Source organism: Pseudoxanthomonas sp. SGNA-20, from assembly GCF_003931635.1.
Lineage (GTDB): Bacteria > Pseudomonadota > Gammaproteobacteria > Xanthomonadales > Xanthomonadaceae > Pseudoxanthomonas.
Map to the genome: position 1 here is coordinate 325,244 of NZ_RRYK01000001.1, position 18,043 is coordinate 343,286.

The 18,043-nt window shown below is 72.8% G+C and carries 17 protein-coding genes; 10 read left to right on the forward strand and 7 right to left on the reverse strand.

The genetic code is table 11. The annotated features are described in order from the left end of the window. The first annotated feature begins 16 nt into the window (after positions 1-16). The 3 genes from EIM48_RS01465 to EIM48_RS01475 all read left to right on the forward strand — a co-directional run bounded on the left by EIM48_RS01465 (position 17) and on the right by EIM48_RS01475 (position 3,612). Positions 17-679 (forward strand): ATP-binding cassette domain-containing protein, encoded by a 663-nt coding sequence (locus EIM48_RS01465; RefSeq protein ID WP_233581608.1) that lies wholly within the window; start codon positions 17-19, stop codon positions 677-679. Further along, positions 676-3,162 carry an FtsX-like permease family protein gene (locus EIM48_RS01470; protein ID WP_125110938.1) on the forward strand — a complete coding sequence of 829 codons (2,487 nt, stop codon included), beginning with the start codon at positions 676-678 and terminating at the stop codon, positions 3,160-3,162. Before EIM48_RS01465 ends, EIM48_RS01470 begins: the two co-directional genes overlap by 4 nt. A gap of 75 nt (positions 3,163-3,237) precedes the next feature. Then, the gene (locus EIM48_RS01475) at positions 3,238-3,612 is read left to right on the forward strand and encodes a DMT family protein (RefSeq protein ID WP_125076042.1); all 375 of its coding nucleotides are present in this window, start codon (positions 3,238-3,240) and stop codon (positions 3,610-3,612) included. 16 nt (positions 3,613-3,628) lie between these two features. On the opposite strand, the gene EIM48_RS01480 is transcribed toward EIM48_RS01475, so the two are convergent. The 5 genes from EIM48_RS01480 to EIM48_RS01500 all read right to left on the reverse strand — a co-directional run bounded on the left by EIM48_RS01480 (position 3,629) and on the right by EIM48_RS01500 (position 10,601). Continuing rightward, entirely contained in the window at positions 3,629-3,952 is a 324-nt protein-coding gene (locus EIM48_RS01480) for a YnfA family protein (RefSeq protein WP_028915901.1), read from the reverse strand. After that, a complete protein-coding gene (mazG, locus tag EIM48_RS01485; RefSeq protein WP_125111229.1) occupies positions 3,949-4,773 on the reverse strand; it encodes a nucleoside triphosphate pyrophosphohydrolase in 825 nt (274 codons plus the stop codon). The genes EIM48_RS01480 and mazG overlap by 4 nt, the downstream gene beginning before the upstream one ends. 545 nt (positions 4,774-5,318) lie before the next feature. Then, a complete protein-coding gene (locus tag EIM48_RS01490; RefSeq protein ID WP_125110939.1) occupies positions 5,319-6,494 on the reverse strand; it encodes a phosphoglycerate kinase in 1,176 nt (391 codons plus the stop codon). 100 nt (positions 6,495-6,594) lie between these two features. Then, positions 6,595-7,965, reverse strand: a complete 1,371-nt coding sequence (locus tag EIM48_RS01495; protein WP_199728366.1) for a DUF3999 domain-containing protein — start codon at positions 7,963-7,965, stop codon at positions 6,595-6,597. After that, a complete protein-coding gene (locus EIM48_RS01500; protein WP_125110940.1) occupies positions 7,962-10,601 on the reverse strand; it encodes a DUF2339 domain-containing protein in 2,640 nt (879 codons plus the stop codon). The genes EIM48_RS01495 and EIM48_RS01500 overlap by 4 nt, the downstream gene beginning before the upstream one ends. Positions 10,602-10,756: 155 nt before the next feature. Between EIM48_RS01500 and EIM48_RS01505 the strand changes: the two genes are divergently transcribed. Beyond that, complete coding sequence (locus EIM48_RS01505) at positions 10,757-11,833, forward strand: methyl-accepting chemotaxis protein (protein ID WP_028915903.1); 1,077 nt, start codon at positions 10,757-10,759, stop codon at positions 11,831-11,833. Positions 11,834-11,906: 73 nt separating this feature from the next. Here EIM48_RS01505 and gap read toward each other — a convergent pair whose 3' ends face one another. Beyond that, positions 11,907-12,911 (reverse strand): type I glyceraldehyde-3-phosphate dehydrogenase, encoded by a 1,005-nt coding sequence (gene gap / locus EIM48_RS01510; RefSeq protein WP_019399806.1) that lies wholly within the window; start codon positions 12,909-12,911, stop codon positions 11,907-11,909. A 182-nt stretch (positions 12,912-13,093) separates the two neighbouring features. Between gap and EIM48_RS01515 the strand changes: the two genes are divergently transcribed. The 6 genes from EIM48_RS01515 (at position 13,094) to EIM48_RS01540 (ending at position 17,444) form a co-directional block, all read left to right on the forward strand. Further along, positions 13,094-13,717 (forward strand): OmpW family outer membrane protein, encoded by a 624-nt coding sequence (locus EIM48_RS01515; protein ID WP_019399805.1) that lies wholly within the window; start codon positions 13,094-13,096, stop codon positions 13,715-13,717. Positions 13,718-13,779: 62 nt separating this feature from the next. Then, the gene (locus tag EIM48_RS01520) at positions 13,780-14,634 is read left to right on the forward strand and encodes a S1/P1 nuclease (RefSeq protein WP_019399804.1); all 855 of its coding nucleotides are present in this window, start codon (positions 13,780-13,782) and stop codon (positions 14,632-14,634) included. Positions 14,635-14,693: 59 nt separating this feature from the next. Continuing rightward, positions 14,694-15,485: a molybdate ABC transporter substrate-binding protein gene (gene modA / locus EIM48_RS01525; RefSeq protein WP_125076030.1), complete on the forward strand. Its 792-nt coding sequence runs from the start codon at positions 14,694-14,696 to the stop codon at positions 15,483-15,485. Positions 15,486-15,493: 8 nt separating this feature from the next. Next, positions 15,494-16,186, forward strand: a complete 693-nt coding sequence (modB, locus tag EIM48_RS01530; protein ID WP_164514529.1) for a molybdate ABC transporter permease subunit — start codon at positions 15,494-15,496, stop codon at positions 16,184-16,186. 31 nt (positions 16,187-16,217) lie between these two features. Continuing rightward, positions 16,218-16,832: an ATP-binding cassette domain-containing protein gene (locus tag EIM48_RS01535; protein ID WP_019399801.1), complete on the forward strand. Its 615-nt coding sequence runs from the start codon at positions 16,218-16,220 to the stop codon at positions 16,830-16,832. Between the two features lie 54 nt (positions 16,833-16,886). Then, a complete protein-coding gene (locus tag EIM48_RS01540; protein WP_026010760.1) occupies positions 16,887-17,444 on the forward strand; it encodes a flavin reductase family protein in 558 nt (185 codons plus the stop codon). On the opposite strand, the gene EIM48_RS01545 is transcribed toward EIM48_RS01540, so the two are convergent. Next, on the reverse strand, positions 17,445-18,041 hold the full coding sequence (locus EIM48_RS01545) for a lipoprotein (protein ID WP_028915908.1): 597 nt from the start codon (positions 18,039-18,041) through the stop codon (positions 17,445-17,447). Between the last annotated feature and the right edge of the window lie 2 nt (positions 18,042-18,043).

Consider the following 18,043-nt stretch of genomic DNA (forward strand, 5'->3'; position numbering starts at 1 on the left):
CATCGAGGTCCGCGGCGTGGGCAAGTCCGCGGCCGGCCCCGAGGGCGAGGTCCGCATTCTCGACAGCGTCGACCTGACCGTGGCTGAAGGCGACAGCGTCGCCATCGTCGGCGCCTCCGGCTCGGGCAAGACCACCCTGCTGGGCCTGCTGGCCGGGCTGGACCTGCCCACCCGCGGCAGCATCGCCCTCGCCGGCCAGCGCCTGGACCAGCTGGACGAGGAAGCCCGCGCCGCGCTGCGCGCGCGCGAGGTCGGCTTCGTGTTCCAGAGTTTCCACCTGCTGCCCTCGCTGGCCGCCGAGGAGAACGTGGCCCTGCCACTGGAACTGGCCGGGCGCGAGGATCCGGCGCGGGTGGCCGAGGTGCTGGCCGCGGTCGGCCTGGAGCACCGCCGCCGGCACCATCCGCGGCAGCTTTCCGGCGGCGAGCAGCAGCGCGTGGCCCTGGCCCGCGCCTTCGTTGCCAGGCCGCGGATCCTGTTCGCCGACGAGCCCACCGGCAACCTCGACCAGGCCACCGGCCAGCACGTCAGCCAGCTGCTGTTCGAGCTCAACCGCAGCAACCGCACCACCCTGGTCATGGTGACCCACGACCTGGCCCTGGCACGGCGCTGCCACCACGTCTACCGGCTCGACCGCGGCCGCCTGGTGCGGCTGGACGAAGGCGGGGAAGGCGCATGAACGTGCTGCGCCACGCGGCGCGCTCGCTGCGCCGCGAGTTCCTTTCCGGCGACCTGCTGACCCTGTTCGCCGCGCTGGTGCTGGGCGTGGCGGCGATGACCGCGGTCGGCACCCTGGTCGACCGGGTCACCCTGGCGCTGGCCTCCAGCGCGGCCGAGGTGGTCGGCGGCGACCTGGGCGTGCAGGGACGCACCGACCCGCCCGCCGAATTCACCGCCGAAGCGCGCGCGCGTGGCCTGGCGGTCGCGCGTCTGGTGACCTTCCCCAGCGTGCTGTTCCATGGCGATTCTAGCCAGATGGCCACGATCAAGGGCGTGGACGGTGCCCATCCGCTGCGCGGCCGCCTGCGCGTGGCGAGCGATACGGCAGGCCTGCAGGTTGCCGATGCCGGCGGCCCACCGCCGGGCGAGGCCTATGCCGATCCGCGCATCCTGGCCGGCCTGGGCGTGGAGGTGGGCGACAGCATCGAGCTGGGCAGCAGCCAGGTGCGCATCACCCGCGTGCTGTTGTCCGAACCGGATGCCTCCGGCGGGCTGATGGAGATGGCGCCGCCGCTGCTGGTGCACCGCGACGACGTCGAGGCCGCCGGCCTGCTCGGCCCAGGCAGCCGCGCCGGCTACCGGCTGATGTTCGCCGGCCCGCCGGCGGCGATCGCGGGCATGCGCGAATGGCTGCAACCGCGCCTGCAGCCCGGCCAGCGCCTGGTCGGGGTGGAGGACGCGCAGCAGGGCCTGCGCAATGCCTTCGACCGCGCCGGCCGCTTCCTCGCCCTGGCCGCGCTGCTGGCAGTGCTGCTGGCCAGCGTGGCCACCGCGCTGGCCGCCAACCGCTTTGCCCTGCGCCGGGTGGACGCGGTGGCGATCCTGCGCTGCCTGGGCGCGCGCCAGCGCGACATCCTCGCCTCGCTGGCGGTGCAGCTGGTGCTGCTGGCCATCCCCGCCTGCGCCCTGGGCGTGGGCCTGGGCATGCTCGCCCAGGTCGCCCTGGTCGAGGTGCTGGGCAGCCTGGTGCCGGCGCGGCTGCCGCTGCCGCAGGCCGCGCCGATGCTGGCCGGCGCCGGCATCGGCCTGCTGATCCTGCTCGGCTTCGGCCTGCCGCCGCTGCTGCGCCTGCGCGGGGTGCCGCCGATGCGCGTGCTCAACCGCAGCTTCGCCGCCCTGCCCGCGACCTCGCTGCTGGCCTACGTGGCCGCGCTCGCCGCCACCGTGGCGCTGGCGGTGTACGCCACCGGCGATGCGCGGCTGGCCGCCTGGGTGCTGGGCGGCCTGGCGGTGCTTGCCCTGCTCGCGGCCGCCGCGGGCGCCAGCCTGCTGTGGCTGCTGGGACGGCTGCAATCGCGCCTGCATGGCCCGTGGCGGCTTGGCCTGGCCGCGCTGGCGCGGCGCCGCGGCCTGGCCGTGGTGCAGCTGGTGGGCCTGTCGCTGTCGCTGTGCGCGCTGTTGCTGCTGGCGGTGGTCGGCCCCGGCCTGCTCGGGCAATGGCGCGAGCGCCTGCCGCCGGATACGCCCAACCACTTCCTGCTCAACGTGCAGCGCGACCAGGCCGAGGCGGTGGAACAGGCGCTGCGTGGAATGGGCGTGGCCGATCCGGACCTGCAGCCGTTCGGCACCGGGCGCCTGGTGGCGATCAATGGCAAGCCGCCACAGCGGACCGCGGTGGACGAACGCGACGACGGCAACGACGCCGACCGCCCGGTGAACTTCTCCTGGCGCCATGGCTTCCCGCCGGCCAATACGCTGCTGGAGGGCAGGTTCTGGAGCGAGACCAGCGACGCCGCCGAGGCCTCGATCGAACAGGGCTGGGCCGGCCGCTACGGCATCGGCCTGGGCGACAGCCTGACCCTGCAGCTGGGCGAACAGGAACGCACGTTCACCGTCACCAGCATCCGCAAGGCCGACTGGGATTCGTTCCGGGTCAACTTCTTCGTGCTGCTCAATGCAGGCGCGGTGGGCGACGCGCCATACAACCTGATCTCCAGCTTCCACCTGCCCTCGGGACGCACCGCGGCGCTGGCGCCGGTCGTGCGCGAGTTCCCGAACGTCTCGGTGCTGGAGATCGAGGCGTTGCTGGAGCGGGTGCGCGAGGTGATCGAACGCGTGGCCCAGGCGGTGCAGCTGGTGATGGGCTTCAGCCTGGCCGCCGGCGTGCTGGTGCTGCTGGCGGCGCTGCAGGCCACCGCCGGCGAACGCCGCTACGACAGCGCGGTGCTGCGCACGCTCGGCGCGCGCCATGGCCAGCTGCGCGGCGCGGTACTGGTGGAGTTCGGGATGCTGGGGCTGGTCGCGGCGCTGCTGGCGGTGTCGGCGGCGGCGGTGATCGGCGCGCTGGTCTCGCGCCAGTTGTTCGAGCTGGCGCTGTCGCCGCCGTGGCCGGCGCTGCTGGGCGGCGGCGCGATCGGCATCGCGCTGAGCCTGGTGGCCGGCTGGTCGGGCACCCGCGCCATCCTGCGCACGCCGCCGATGCTGGCGTTGCGCCAGTACTGAGGCCACTGCCGCGGCCCGCCCGGGCCGCGGCGGTGGATTATCCTGCGCGCCTCATCCCTGCCCTGCGGCCCGACGATGCCCGCCCTGCCCCTGTCGAACTACCTCGTCCCGGTGCTGTTGCTGCTGGCCAGCAACGTGTTCATGACCTTCGCCTGGTACGGCCACCTCAAGTACAAGAGCGCGCCGCTGTTCATGGCGATCGTGGTCAGCTGGGGCATCGCCTTCTTCGAGTACAGCCTGATGGTCCCGGCCAACCGCATGGGCAGCGGGGTGTACTCGGTGGTCCAGCTCAAGACCATCCAGGAGATCATCACCCTGGTGGTGTTTGCCGGCTTCTCGGCCTGGTACCTGGGCCAGCCGCTGAAGTGGAACCACTACGCGGCCTTCGCCCTGATCGTGGGCGCGGCCTTCCTGATGTTCTACGACGGCGGCAGCGCGGCCTCGCACTGAACCGCATGCGGCGTACTCAGGCCTGCCTGGGCGCGAACATGATCACCGCCATCCCGGCCAGGCACAGGGCCACGCCCAGCAGGTCCCAGCGGGTGGGGCGCACGCCGTCCACCGCCCACAGCCAGGCCAGCGCGGTGCCGATGTAGACCCCTCCATAGGCGGCGTACACGCGCCCGGTGGCCGTCGGATGCAGGGTCAGCAGCCAGGCGAAGACCGCCAGGCTCAGTGCCGCCGGCAGCAGCAGCCAGGCGCTACCGTCATTGCGCAGCCATGACCACACCAGCCAGCAGCCGAGGATCTCGGCGATGGCGGTGGCCACGAACAGCGCGAAGGTGGTCACGCCGCCCCCGCGCCCTCGCGTTCGGCCTGCTTGACCTGTTGCCACAGCGCTTCCTGTTGCTCCAGGGTGAGGGTCGGCAGCGGCGTGCCGGCGGCCGCGGCCAGTGCCTCCATCGCGCGGAAGCGGCGTTCGAACTTGTGGTTCGCGCGGCGCAGCGCGGCGCCCGGATCGACCTTGGCGTGCCGGGCGACGTTGGCGGCGACGAACAGCAGGTCGCCGATCTCGTCCTCCAGGCGCTCGCGGTTGGCGGCCACGTCGCCGCGCGCGAACTCGGCGCGCACCTCGGCGATCTCCTCCTGCAGCTTCTCCAGCACCGGCTCCGGGCCGGGCCAGTCGAAGCCGGTGCGCGCGGCGCGCGACTGCAGCTTCACCGCGCGCTGCCATTCCGGCAGGCCGCGGGAGATGCCGGCCAGGACCGAGGTGTCCTGCTCGCCGGCGGCTTGGCGCTCGGCGCGCTTGATCGCCTCCCAGTTGAGGGTCTGCTCCTCGGCATCGGCGAAGCTGGCCTCGCCGAACACGTGCGGGTGGCGGCGCACCATCTTGTCGCTGATCGCGTTGGCCACGTCGTCGAACGCGAACGCGCCCTGTTCGGCGGCCATCTGCGCATGGAACACCACCTGCAGCAGCAGGTCGCCCAGTTCGCCCTTCAGCGCGGCCAGGTCCTTGCGGTCGATCGCGTCGGCGACTTCGTACGCCTCCTCGATGGTGTACGGGGCGATGGTGGAGAAATCCTGTTCCAGGTCCCAGGGACAGCCGCCCTGCGGGTCGCGCAGGCGGGCCATGATCGCCAGCAGGCGGTCGATTGGTCGTTCGGTAGGCATGGCGCGAACTCTAGCAGGGAACCTGGCCGGCTCCAGCTCCAGCTCCAGCAACAGCAAGAGCAAGAGCAAGGGCGCTGGCTTCGGAGGGGGCCGCCGCATCCACGCATGCCGGTGCACTGCGCGGACGGACGTCCTGTCCGTACGCGCGGCCGTGGCACGTCCATGTGCCACTTGCCCCGGCATGCGCGGATACGGCGTCCTCGGTGAGCGTCAGGTCGGCCAGCTTCGTTGACGCCCGGTCAAGTTCCGCAGGCCTGGCGAGACCGTAGGCGCCATTTGGCCAGGAGTGGCCGGGCCAAGCCCCCCGAAGCGCCAGCAGGACCTGCCAGGCCGGGCAGGCCGTGGCCGCGGTAGCGGGTGCGCGCATGGACGTGCGCCCGGGCGGCCACCGCAGGCCTGGCCTGTCGCGGCGCCGTCCGAAGCTACGCGCCCGGAGAACGCATTCGGCGGGAGCAGCGGATAAAAAGTCCGGTGCGCAAAAGGAAAAGCCGGCGCCTTCGCGGCGCCGGCTTCCGGTCACAGGGGGCGCTGGGTCGCGCCAGGCCTCAGCCGCCGCGCGCCTGCAGGGCGGCCACGGCCGGCAGGGTCTTGCCTTCCAGGAACTCGAGGAAGGCGCCGCCGCCGGTGGAGATGTAGCTGACGTCCTTTTCGATGCCGTACTTGTCCACCGCCGCCAGGGTGTCGCCGCCGCCGGCGATGGAGAACGCCTTCGATTCGGCGATGGCGCGGGCCAGGGTCTCGGTGCCCTTGCCGAAGGCATCGAACTCGAACACGCCCACCGGGCCGTTCCAGACCACGGTGCCGGCGGACTTGATGAGCCCGGCGTACTGCGCGGCGGTCTGCGGGCCGATGTCCAGGATCATGTCCTCGGCGCCGACCTGGTCGACCGGCTTGACCGTGGCCGGGGCGTCGGCGGCGAACGCCTGGGCCACCACCACGTCCACCGGCAGCGGGATCTGCGCGCCGCGCGCCTGGGCATCGGCGGCGATCTTCTTCGCCGTCTCCAGCAGGTCGGCCTCGTACAGCGACTTGCCGACGTTGTAGCCGGCCGCGGCGATGAAGGTGTTGGCGATGCCGCCGCCGACGATCAGCTGGTCGACCTTGCCGACCAGGTTGGTCAGCAGCTCCAGCTTGGTCGAGACCTTGCTGCCGGCGACGATGGCCAGCAGCGGGCGCGCCGGGTTGTCCAGCGCCTTGGCCAGTGCATCCAGCTCGGCCATCAGCAGCGGCCCGCCGGCGGCCACCGGGGCGAAGCGGATCACGCCGTGGGTCGAGGCCTGGGCGCGGTGCGCGGTGCCGAAGGCGTCCATCACGAACACGTCGCACAGCGCCGCGTACTTCCTCGCCAGCGCCTCGTCGTCCTTGCCCTCGCCGACGTTCATGCGGCAGTTCTCCAGCAGCACGACCTGGCCAGGCTTGACCTCGACGCCGTCGACCCAGTCCTTCACCAGCGGTACGTCCACGCCCAGCAGCTCGGACAGGCGCGCAGCCACCGGCGCCAGCGAATCAGCCTCGCTCCACTGGCCTTCCTTGGGCCGCCCCAGGTGCGAGGTGACCATCACCGCGGCGCCCTTCTCCAGTGCCAGCTTGAGCGTCGGCACCGAGGCGGTGATGCGCTGCTCGGAGGTGATGCGACCGTTGTCGATCGGCACGTTGAGATCCTGGCGGATCAGCACGCGCTTGCCGGTCAGGTCGAGGTCGGTCATCCGGATGATCGTCATGCTCACGTCTCTGTGTGGGGGATCAAGGTGGGTCGCGCCGGCGCGGCGCGCGGGTGCGGGCATTTTCCGGGACGGGACGTGGCGGCGGCAAACCCGGCGCTCAGGGCGCCCGCGGCGGCTGCCGCAGCAGGCTCATTCCCAGCAGCGCCACCAGCACCGCGCCACCGACCAGCAGCGCCCACAGCAGCCAGCTCTTCCAGTCGTGCTCGACCAGCGGCTCCAGGGCGCGCTCGCCGGCCAGCTCCTGGGCCTCGCCGGCCAGGTAGGCCGGGGCCGGCTCCCAGTCGGGGCCACGCTGGGCGCGCAGCGCGTCCAGCAGCGGCTTGATTGGCGCCTCGCCGCGCTGGCGGCGGGCACTGCCGGCGGCCAGGGTGTAGGGCGGCTGGCCCTGGGCCAGGAACACCAGTACCTCGGACCGGTAACCCAGGCGCAGCACCGGCATGCCCTCGCCCACCGGGGTCGTCGGGACCAGCCGCCAGTACCGGTCGCGCACCGCCGCGGCCAGCGCGCGCGGTTCCGAGCGCGCCCCGGCGCGGTCGTCGCCCACCTGGTAGGCAACCCAGGGGCCGGCGCGCCAGGTCCAGGAAGCGTCGGGGTCCTCGCGGCTGTACAGGGTCCACTGCACCGCGGCGTTGTCCGGCAGGCGCACGTCGGCGCGCTCCACCGGGAAGCGTCCGGGCAGGCGGAACTCGAAACCCTCCCGCCCGGCCACGCTGCGACGCTCGCCGCGCAGCTCCTGCCAATCCCACTGCAGCTGCGCCTCCGCCGGCGCCAGCTCGGCCGCGACCCCGGTAAGCTCCGGCCCGGGGCCGGCGCGCAGCGGCAGCAGGCGCAGGTAGCGGGCCTGGCCATCCAGGGCGATGCGGCCCTGGCGCAGGCGTTCGCCGCCGCGCTCCAGGTCCAGCAGGGTGGTGCTGCCGTTGAGCGTGCGCCAGTTGCGCAGGTCGTCGCTGCCCTCGACCTTGTAGCCGGCCTGCAGCGGCTGCGATGGCGTCTTCCACTCCAGCAGCAGCGCGCGCACCGGCTCGCGCACGCGGCTGGCATCGACCAGCCAGCTGCCGGCGCCGCCGGCGGGCGTACGCGCCGGGAACCCCGCCTGCACCCGGCGGATGTTGCCCTCGTCGTCGCGCTCGGCGATCAGGTGGATGTCGTTGCCGGCGCCGTCCTGCGCCGGCAACGGGAACCAGGGCAGCCCCGTGGTACGCGGCGCCTGCGCCAACGGCTGCGCCGGCGACAGCACCGCCGCGGCCACCGCCTGGCCCTGGGCGTTGAATACCTCCACGTCGCGCAGGCCGCGCTCGTGCGCCCCCAGGTACACCGCCTCGTCGAGCAGTACCCGGTAGGCCCCGGCGTTGTCCTGGCCCAGGGCCAGCGGCCACTGCCGCGCATAGTCCTGCGCCGGGGCGCTGGCCTGTGCGCCTCCGGCCAGCACGGAAACCAGCGCCAGTGCGTACCAGGATCGTTTGCTCATGCGTCCGTCTCCACGTTGTCCCCGGCGCGCGGCGGCGCCGGGGCGAGGTAGCCGACGATCATGCACAGCACGCCGTAGGCGATGAAAGACACGATGCCGGCCAGGTTGCCCAGGTGGGTGCGGTCGACCAGCACCAGCTTGGCCAGGACCACACCCATCAGCACCGCGCCGGCCAGCCACAGGCCGCGCTGGCCGCGGCGCGAACCGAGCACCCAGCCGAGCACGCCCAGCACGCTCCAGGCCACGGTCAGGCTGGTCTGGGCCAGGGCGCTGGACAGCAGGCCCGGGGTCCAGCCGATGCCACCCCAGTAATGCACGCAGCGCAGGGTGGAGGCGCTCAGCAGCAGGAAGCCGCCGCCGGCCAGCAGCGCCGGCCGCCAGCGCGGCAGCAGCGCCCCGGCATGCCTGCTGCCCAGCCAGGCCGCACCCAGGCCCAGGGTCGCCAGCTGCACCAGCTCGCCCGGGTTGAGCAGTGGCAGCCAGGGCAGCGGCGCCGGGGACAGCGGGCGCTTGAGCATCGCCAGCCAGATCGCGGCGGCGACCGCGAAACCGGACCACGACACCGGCGTGCGCATCGGTGCGGCGACCGCGGCATCGCGCGGCAGCGCCAGCCAGTCCCAGCGCCACTGCGCGAGCGCGATCAGCACCAGCCACGGCAGGGCCGCCAGCGCGACCTCCCAGCCCTGGCCGAGGCTGGCCTCGAGCGCGACCCAGCGCCCCTCCAGCGATGCCAGCAGGGCCCACAGCAGCCACCAGGCCAACTGCGCGGTGCCAGCACTGCGGCCGGCATCCAGGCGCAGGCAGGCCAGCCCACGCAGGCCCAGCAGGCCGAACACCAGCCACGCCAGCGCACCGAAGCTCCCGCCCAGCGGATGCTGGTGCCGCTCCGACTGCCAGAACAGCACCGGCGCGGCCAGCACGACCGCCGCCAGCAGGGTCTGGGCCAGCAATGCGGCCGGGCGGCGGCGATGGACTTCCGCCGCCAGCCAGCCGGTCGCGCCGGCCAGCACCAGGGCCAGGTCGGCGCGCAAGGCCGGAGCGGCGAAGCGCGAGATCTCGTGCGCGCAGTCGCCGGCCCACCACGCCGTGCCCCACAGGAAGAACAGTGCCGCCGGCACGGTCCGGCCATGGGCACGTGCCGCCCAGGCGCTGGCCCAGCCGCCCAGCGCCAGCAGGAACATGCCCATCGCCGTCGGATTGGACACGGCACGCAGGTCCCCGTGCGCATTGTCCAAGCCGAGCAGCAACGCCAACGCCGCCAACAGCTGCAGCGCCACGCCGCTGGCCTGCGGCAGCCAGCGCTGCCGGCGCAGGCCCAGCCACACCAGCCCGGCGCCCTCCAGCGCGAACACGCTGGCGGTGGCGCGCGCGCTCAGGCACAGCGGCACCGCCAGGGTGGCGAAGCCCACTGCCAGCACCGCCCAGGACTGCGCCAGCAGCTCGTAGCCGGAGCGCCGCAACAGCGCCCGCGCCAGCATCGCGTACAGCACGGCCAGGCCCAGCGCGCAGAACGCCAGCGGCATGCGCTGGTCTTCCAGCAGCGCCGCCTGCAGCGAGAACGCCACCAGCGGGGTGCCGAACACCAGGCAACCGTCGACCAGGTCGCGCCGTCCCGCCGGCCGGCGCCGCGCGAACAGCAGCGGCACCACCAGGTAGAACGCGAAGAACAGGGCGAGGAACGGCTGGGTGCTGGCGTACTTCTCCGGCGCGTAGGCGCTGGCGCCCCACAGGCTGCCGATGCCGAAGGTGGACGCGAAGCCAAGCAGGTTGAGCAGGCGCCAGGACCTGAACCAGGCGATCGCCACCACCGCGGCGTTGGCCAGCGCGTAGTAGGAAAACAGGGCGACGTGGTTGCCGCCGCCGGTGGACAACCACACCGGCGCCAGGAAGCCGGCCAGCAGGGCGAACGCGGCCAGCGCCTGCGCGTTCTGCAGCACCGCCAGCAGGGCCGCGCCCGCGACCAGGATCACGCTCAGGGCGAACGCCGGGCCGGCGTCGACCAGGCCGTAGAGCCTGGACGACGCGAACACCACCAGCAGCAGAGTGCCGATCGCCCCGCCCTGCACGCTCAGGGCAAAGACCCGGTTGCCCTCGCGCCGGCGCCAGGCAAAGCCCAGTGCGAGCAGCGCCGCCGCGGCCACGGCGGACAGGCGCAGCGCCACCGGCAACTGCAACAGGCCCTGGTCGGAAGCGTACTTCAGCAGCGCCGCCACGCCGGCCAGCGCCACCAGCACACCGATCTTCACCGGCACGTTGCCCACGGTGAACCAGCGCTTGACCACGCGCAGCAGCACGTTCTCCGCGGGGACGCGCGGCGCGCCCGCGTCGCCGCCGGCATGCGCCGCTGCCGTTCCGGCCGGTGGCAGCGGTGGCGGTGCCGCGGACGGGCGTAAGCCGGCCGCGGTGGACGGCACGGCCGCCGCCACGGAACCCGCCGCGGCCGCCGGTGCATGCGCGGCTTCCGCGGGTGGTGGCGAGGCCGCCATGCCCGTCGGCGCCGGCGGGCGCAGGGCGGCAAGCGCACGCTCCAGTTCCGCCACCCGCCGGCGCAGGCCGAGCACTGCAAGGCCCAGCACGCCCAGCAGCACCGGCACCGCCAGTACCGCCAACACCACCAGCACGATGATCGCTTCCAAGCTATCCCCCGTCATGGATGGGCCGCCCCTCCCCGGCAGGCGCTGCGGGCATGCTACCGGAGCGTCCTGGCTTGCCGGCGGCCCGGCTCAAGTCCGGTCGCGGCGGGCCGATGAAGCCCGGTCATCTTTCATATGAAACCGTCCCCCATCCCCGCATGAACACGCCAGCCACGCCTGCCCAGGCCAGCGTCGACGACCACATCCGTTCCGTGGCTGGCCTGTCCGGCCGCATGCTGGGCGAGCTGCGGCAATCGCTGCGGCGGATCGAGGAAATCAACCGCACCACCCTGGTGATCTCGATGAACGCGCGCGTGGAATCGGCGCGCATGGGCGCGGCCGGGCGCGGCTTCGCGGTGATCGCGCAGGAGATGGATGCGCTCTCGCGCCGGGTGGCCGAGACCGCCGGCGAGATCGACCGCCGCGCCGAGGCCACCCGCGCCGACATGCAGGCTACCCTGGCGCGGCTGGAGGACGAGGTGCGGCATACGCGCCTGGCCGGGCTGGCCCTGGTCAACATCGATCTGATCGACCGCAACCTCTACGAGCGCAGCTGCGACGTGCGCTGGTGGGCGACCGACGCGGCGGTGGTCGCGGCCGCGCGCCCGGGCGCCACCGCGGAGGAACTGGCGCACGCCTCGCGGCGCATGGGCCAGATCCTGGATTCGTACACGGTGTACTTCGACCTGGTGCTGGTCGGCCTGGACGGGTGCGTGCTGGCCAACGGCCGCCCCGGCCAGTACCGCTCCGCCGGCATGGACGTGCGCGACGCGCCCTGGTTCGAAAGCGCCAGGCGCTGCGCCAGCGGCGAGGAATTCGGCTTCCAGGAGGTGCATGCCAGTGCGCTGGCCGGCGGCGAGCGGGTGCTGGTCTACGCCTGCGGCGTGCGCGAGGGCGGACGCGTCGACGGCCGCCTGCTGGGCGTGCTCGGCATCGTGTTCCGCTGGGACGCGCTGGCGCAGACGGTGGTGCAGCGCACTCCGCTGTCGCAGCAGGAATGGACGCGCAGCCGGGCATGCATCGTCGACGGCCAGGGCCGGGTGCTGGCCGACTCGGCCGGGCGCATCCTGCAGGAGGTGATCGACTTCCCCGGGCGCGACGAACTGCTGCGCCAGCCGCTCGCGGCACGGGTGGTGGAGTTCCAGGGCCGCCCGCACTGCGTCGCGCACGCGGCCTCGCCGGGCTACGAGACCTACCGCAGCGGCTGGCACTCGCTGATCCTGCAGGCACTCTAGGCAGCCGCCGCCGGCGCAAAAAACAAGCCCCGGCAGGGCCGGGGCTCGTCCTTTGCAGCGCTTGCGGTGCGGCTTACTTGCCGGCCACCACGCGGGCCATCTCCAGGCACTTGTTGGAGTAGCCCCACTCGTTGTCGTACCAGGCCACCAGCTTGACGAAGGTCGGGTCGAGCTGGATGCCGGCGTCGGCGTCGAAGATCGAGGTGCGGGTGTCGCCGCGGAAGTCGGTGGCCACCACCTTGTCCTCGGTGTAGCCGAGGATGCCCTTCAGCGCGCCCTCGCTCTGCGCCTTGATCTCGGCCTTGATCTCCTCGTAGGTCGCCGGCTTCTCCAGCTCGGCGGTCAGGTCGACCACCGACACGTCCGAGGTCGGCACGCGGAAGCTCATGCCGGTGAGCTTCTTGTTGAGCGAGGGGATCACCTTGCCCACCGCCTTGGCCGCGCCGGTGGAGGACGGGATGATGTTCTCGAGGATGCCGCGGCCGCCGCGCCAGTCCTTGTTGGACGGGCCGTCGACCGTCTTCTGGGTGGCGGTGGCGGCGTGCACGGTGGTCATCAGGCCGCGCTTGATGCCCCACTTGTCGTGGATCACCTTGGCCAGGGGCGCCAGGCAGTTGGTGGTGCAGCTGGCGTTGGAGATGATCGCCTCGCCGGCGTAGGTGTCGTGGTTGACGCCGTAGACGAACATCGGCGTGTCGTCCTTGGACGGGGCCGACATGATCACCTTCTTCGCGCCGGCGGCCAGGTGCTTGCCCGCGCTGTCCTTGTCCAGGAACAGGCCGGTGGACTCGATCACCACCTCGGCGCCCACCTCGTCCCACTTCAGGTTGGCCGGGTCGCGCTCCTGGGTCAGGCGGATCTTCCTGCCGTTGACGACCAGGGTGTTGCCCTCGACCTGCACCTCGCCCTTGAAGCGGCCGTGCACGGAGTCGTACTTCAGCATGTAGGCCAGGTAGTCGGGCTCCAGCAGGTCGTTGATCGCCACGATCTCGATGTCGTCGCCGAAGTTCTGCACGGCAGAACGCAGAACGTTGCGGCCGATGCGGCCGAAGCCATTGATGCCTACCTTGATCGCCATTCTGATGACTCCTGACGCCGCGCCGGGGCGCGGCCCGTGGTGGATGAAGGGGGTAATGCAGCGGATGGCCATTCTAGCGCACCGGCACCGGCGCCACCTGCGCCCGGCTTGACTGGAATCAAGGCGCGCCCCGGGGACCGGGCGGAGACTTCCCGCCACACCCAACACGCAGAGTGTTACCGATGAAACACAAGCTTCTCCCGCTGCTTGCCGCTTCCCTTGCCGCCGTCGCCGCCGCCCCGGCCTTCGCCCAGTCCGCCGGCGACTGGACCCTGGGCGTGGGCCTGCACCAGGTCGACCCGAAGTCCGACAACGGCAAGCTGGCCGACGGTACCCTACCGCTGGCCATCGACAGCGACGCCAAGCCCAGCGTGACCTTCGAGTACTTCGTCAAGGACAACCTCGGCGTCGAGGTCCTGGGTGCGCTGCCGTTCAAGCACGAGATCGCGGTCAAGGGCGTGGGCAAGGTCGGCCAGACCAAGCACCTGCCGCCGACCATCACCCTGCAGTACCACTTCAACAGCGCCGGCAAGGTCTCGCCGCTGCTGGGCGTGGGCATCAACTACACCACCTTCTTCAGCGAGGACACCACCGGCGCCCTGGCCGGCACCAAGCTGAAGCTGGACGATTCCTTCGGCCTGGCCGCGCACGCCGGCCTGGACTTCAAGGTCAGCGAGAAGGCCTCGGTGCGCGTCGACGTGCGCTGGGCCGACATCGACACCGACGTCAAGGTCGACGGCGCCAAGCTCGGCACCGCCAACATCGACCCGCTGGTGTACGGCGCGTCCTACGTCATGAAGTTCTGAGCGACAACGCTTCCCTTGGCGGGGAAAGGCGGTGGTGCGGGACAGTCGGTTAAAGTTGGCCGATGACGTCCCGCACCGCTTCCACCCGTCCGATCCGCGCCCGGCGCCACTCGGCGTGGCTGCCGGGCTTCCTGTTGCTGCTGTCCGTGGCCCTGCCGGCGCAGGCCTGGGGACCGCTCGGCCACCGCCTGGTGGCGCGCCTGGCCGAGGAACAGCTCTCGCCGGCCGCGCGCGCCGAAGCCCAGCGCCTGCTGCGCGGCGAGCCCGAACCCGGCCTGGCCGGAATCGCCAACTGGGCCGACAACCTGCGCGGGTCCGATCCGGTGCTGGGCCGGCGCACCGCCGCCTGGCACTACGTCAACATCGGCGAGGCCGACTGCCATTACGAGCGCCAGGCCCATTGCCCCGACGGCAACTGCGTGAACGAGGCGCTCGAGGCGCAGGCGCGCATCCTCGCCGACCGTAGCCGCAGCGACGCGGAGCGCCTGCAGGCGCTGAAGTTCGTCGTGCACCTGGCCGGCGACGCGCACCAGCCGCTGCACGCCGGCTACCGCCACGACCGCGGCGGCAACAACTACCAGGTCAACTACCGCGGCAAGGGCAGCAACCTGCACTCGCTGTGGGACAGCGGCCTGCTCGCCACCCGGCGGCTGGACGAGGAGGCCTGGCTGCAGCGCCTGCGCACCCTGCCCGCGCCGGCGGTCGAACCGGTCGGCCGCCCGCCGCGCCCCGGCTTCCCGCTGCCCTGGGTCGAGCAGTCCTGCCGCACCGGCCTCGCCCCCGGGGTGTACCCGCAGGGCCACGTGGTCGACGATGCCTACGTGGACGCGCACCTGCCGACCCAGGAGGCGCAGCTGCGCCTGGGTGCGGCGCGCCTGGCCGAGGTGCTGGAAGCCACCCTGGGCGATCCCGGATAACCCGGCCGCCGCCCGGCCCGACCGCATCGCTTTCGCCGCAACCCCACCGGAGAAACGCCATGTCCAAGCCGAGCCTCCTGCTGCGCCTGTGTACCACCACCGCGCTGGCCGTCGCCGGCCTGGCGGCGGGCAGCGGCGCATCCGCAGCCGGCGGCGCGCCGCTGACGGTGTTCGCCGCGGCCAGCCTGCAGGAATCGCTGGACGAGGCGGCCGCCGCCTACCGCCAGGCCACCGGCGTGCCGGTGCGCGTGTCCTACGCGGCCAGCTCCACCCTGGCCCGGCAGATCGAGCAGGGCGCGCCGGCGCAGGTGTTCTTCTCCGCCGACGATGCCTGGATGGACTACCTCCAGCAGCGCGGGCGGATCGATCCCGGCAGCCGCCAGGAACTGCTGGGCAATACCCTGGTGCTGGTCGCCCCGCGCACCGCGGCGGCGCCGGCGGTGGACCTGGCCCGGCCCGGCGCCCTGGCGGCGGCCCTGGGCAAGGGCCGGCTGGCGGTCGCGCAGACCCAGACGGTGCCGGCCGGCAAGTACGCGCGCCAGGCGCTGCAGGCGCTGGGCCACTGGCCGGCGGTCCAGGGCCGGCTGGCCGAGGCGGAGAGCGTGCGCGTGGCGCTGATGCTGGTGGCCCGCGGCGAGACCCCGCTGGGCGTGGTCTACGCCTCCGACGCCCGCGCCGAGCCGCGGGTGCAGGTGGTGGCGACCTTCCCCGCCGGCAGCCATCCGCCGATCATCTACCCGGTCGCCGCGGTGGCGCCGGCCACGCCCGCCGCGCGCGGATTCGTGCGCTGGCTGGCCGGGCCGCAGGCGCGGGCGATCTTCGCCCGGCACGGTTTCCATCCCCAGGACTGAGCATGGCCCTGCCCGGCTTCACCCAGGACGAGATCACCGCCATCGCGCTGAGCCTGAAAGTGGCCGCCGTGGCCGCCCTCGCCAGCCTGCCGTTCGGGGTGGCGGTGGCGTGGCTGCTGGCGCGCCGGCGCTTCCCCGGCAAGTCGCTGCTGGACGCGCTGGTGCACCTGCCGCTGGTGCTGCCGCCGGTGGTGATGGGCTACGCGCTGCTGGTGCTGTTCGGCCAGCAGGGCCCGGCCGGGCGCTGGCTGGAGGACACCTTCGGCATCAGCCTCGCCTTCCGCTGGACCGGCGCGGCGCTGGCCTGCGCGGTGATGGGCTTCCCGCTGATGGTGCGCGCGATCCGGCTGTCGATCGAGAACGTGGACCGGCGCCTGGAGCAGGCCGCGGCCACCCTGGGCGCGGCGCCGTGGCGGGTATTCCTCACCGTGACCCTGCCGCTGGCCTGGCCGGGCCTGGTGGCCGGCGCCGCCCTGGGCTTCGCCAAGGCGCTGGGCGAGTTCGGCGCCACCATCACCTTCGTCTCCGCCATCCCCGGCGAGACCCGCACCCTGTCCTCTGCGATCTACGGGCTGATGCAGGTACCGGGCGGCGAATCGGGGATCTGGCGCCTGGCCGCGGTGGCGCTGGTGATCTCGCTGGGCGCGCTGCTGTTCTCCGAATGGCTGGTGCGGCGCCAGCGCGGGGGCGAGGAGGAATGAGCATGGACCAGCCCATGCGCGGAGCCGCGCCATGCTGAAGGTCGACATCCATCTGCGCCGCGGCCGCTTCCAGCGCCACGTGCGGATCGACGAGCAGGCGCGGGTGCTGGCGCTCGCCGGCCCGTCCGGTGCCGGCAAGACCAGCGTGCTCAATGCCATCGCCGGGCTGGTGCGGCCGGAATCGGGTTACATCGAGATCGACGGCCGCGTGCTGTACGACAGCGCGCGCGGCATCGACGTGCCCACCCATCGCCGCCAGGTCGGCTACGTGTTCCAGGACGCGCGCCTGTTCCCGCACCTGGACGTACGCCGCAACCTGCTCTATGGCCGCCACCGCGGCGGCCAGGCCGGCTTCGCCTTCGACGCGGTGGTCGAGTTGCTGGGCATCGGCCACCTGCTGGACCGGCGCACCCGCCACCTGTCCGGCGGCGAATCGCAGCGCGTGGCGATCGGCCGCGCCCTGCTGTCGCAGCCGGCGGTGCTGCTGTTCGACGAGCCGCTGTCGGCGCTGGACCCGGCGCGCCGCGAGGAACTGATCCCGTGGCTGCGGAAGGTGCGCGACGAGGTGCGCCTGCCGATGCTCTACGTCAGCCACCATCCCGACGAAGTGCGGCGCCTGGCCGACGCCATCCACGTGCTGGATTGACGCGCCGTTGCCGCGCGCGTGCGCAGGCTGGCGGCGTCCACGAAGGAGCCGAGCATGGCCCTGCCCCGCAAGACCGCGTTCCCGGTGGAGAAGATCCGGCGCTTCCTCGAGCCCGGCCCGGTGGTGCTGGTCACCACCGCGTGGAAGGGCCAGCGCGCGATCATGACCTGCGGCTGGCACATGATGCTCGGCTACGACCTGGTCGGCACCTACATCTGGGACGCCAACACCAGCCATGCGCTGGCACGGCGCAGCCGCCAGTGCGTGATCAACCTGCCCACCGCGCCGCTGCTGGACGCGGTGGTCGGCATCGGCAACTGCAGCAGCGCGCAGGTCGACAAGTTCCAGCGCTTCGGCCTGACCGCGCAGGCGGCCGAGCTGGTCGGTGCGCCGCTGATCGGCGAATGCCACGCTAGCTTCGAATGCCGCCTGCGCCGCACCCACCTCAACGACGACTACCCGCTGTTCGTGTGGCAGGTCGTGCGCGCGCACGTGGCGGCGCGGCCGCAGCGCCCGCGCACCGTGCACTACCGCGGCGACGGCCGCTTCATGCTGTCCGGCGATGAAACCAGCCGGCGCCGCCTGTTCCGCCCGGAAATGCTGGGGCAGTAGTCAGGGCGAGGACCGCCGGTTGGAAACCCGCGCCTGGCCCTGCTGCAGCTCGAAGGTGAAGGCCCAGGCCAGGGTGACCGGCACCGGCTTGACCGCGCTCACCGCGCCGGTGCAGCCGCCCCCGTTCCAGTCGCGGTTGCGGGTGGCCGCGTCCGGGTATTCGCACAGCAATGCCGGCTCGAATTCCCAGGCCGCGACCGCTTCGAGCACCGCCGTGCCCAGCGGTTCCGGTGCTTCCTCGGGCGCGATGCAGCCCGGCGCGCCGACCAGGTGCACGTTGCGCACCTCGCCGTCCTCGCCCACCGCCAGCGACACGCACAGGGTCGCGGAGAACGGACTGGGCGGGCGGTAGTGCGCCGGGAACGCCGGGCTGTCGTTGGCCAGGATCCGCGGGAACACGAAGCCCTGGTGGGGTGCCAGCTCGTAACGGGTGTCGGTAGTCGGCACGATCATGCGCTGGCCCACGCCGGCGCTGGCATCGGGTTGGGCCTCGTCGATCCCGCCGCGGCTGGCGCAACCGGCCGCGGCCAGCGCCAGCAGGCCGCCGCACAGCCACCGCGCGGCACGTCCGCCGCCGCAAGCGTGATGGAACCGCATCG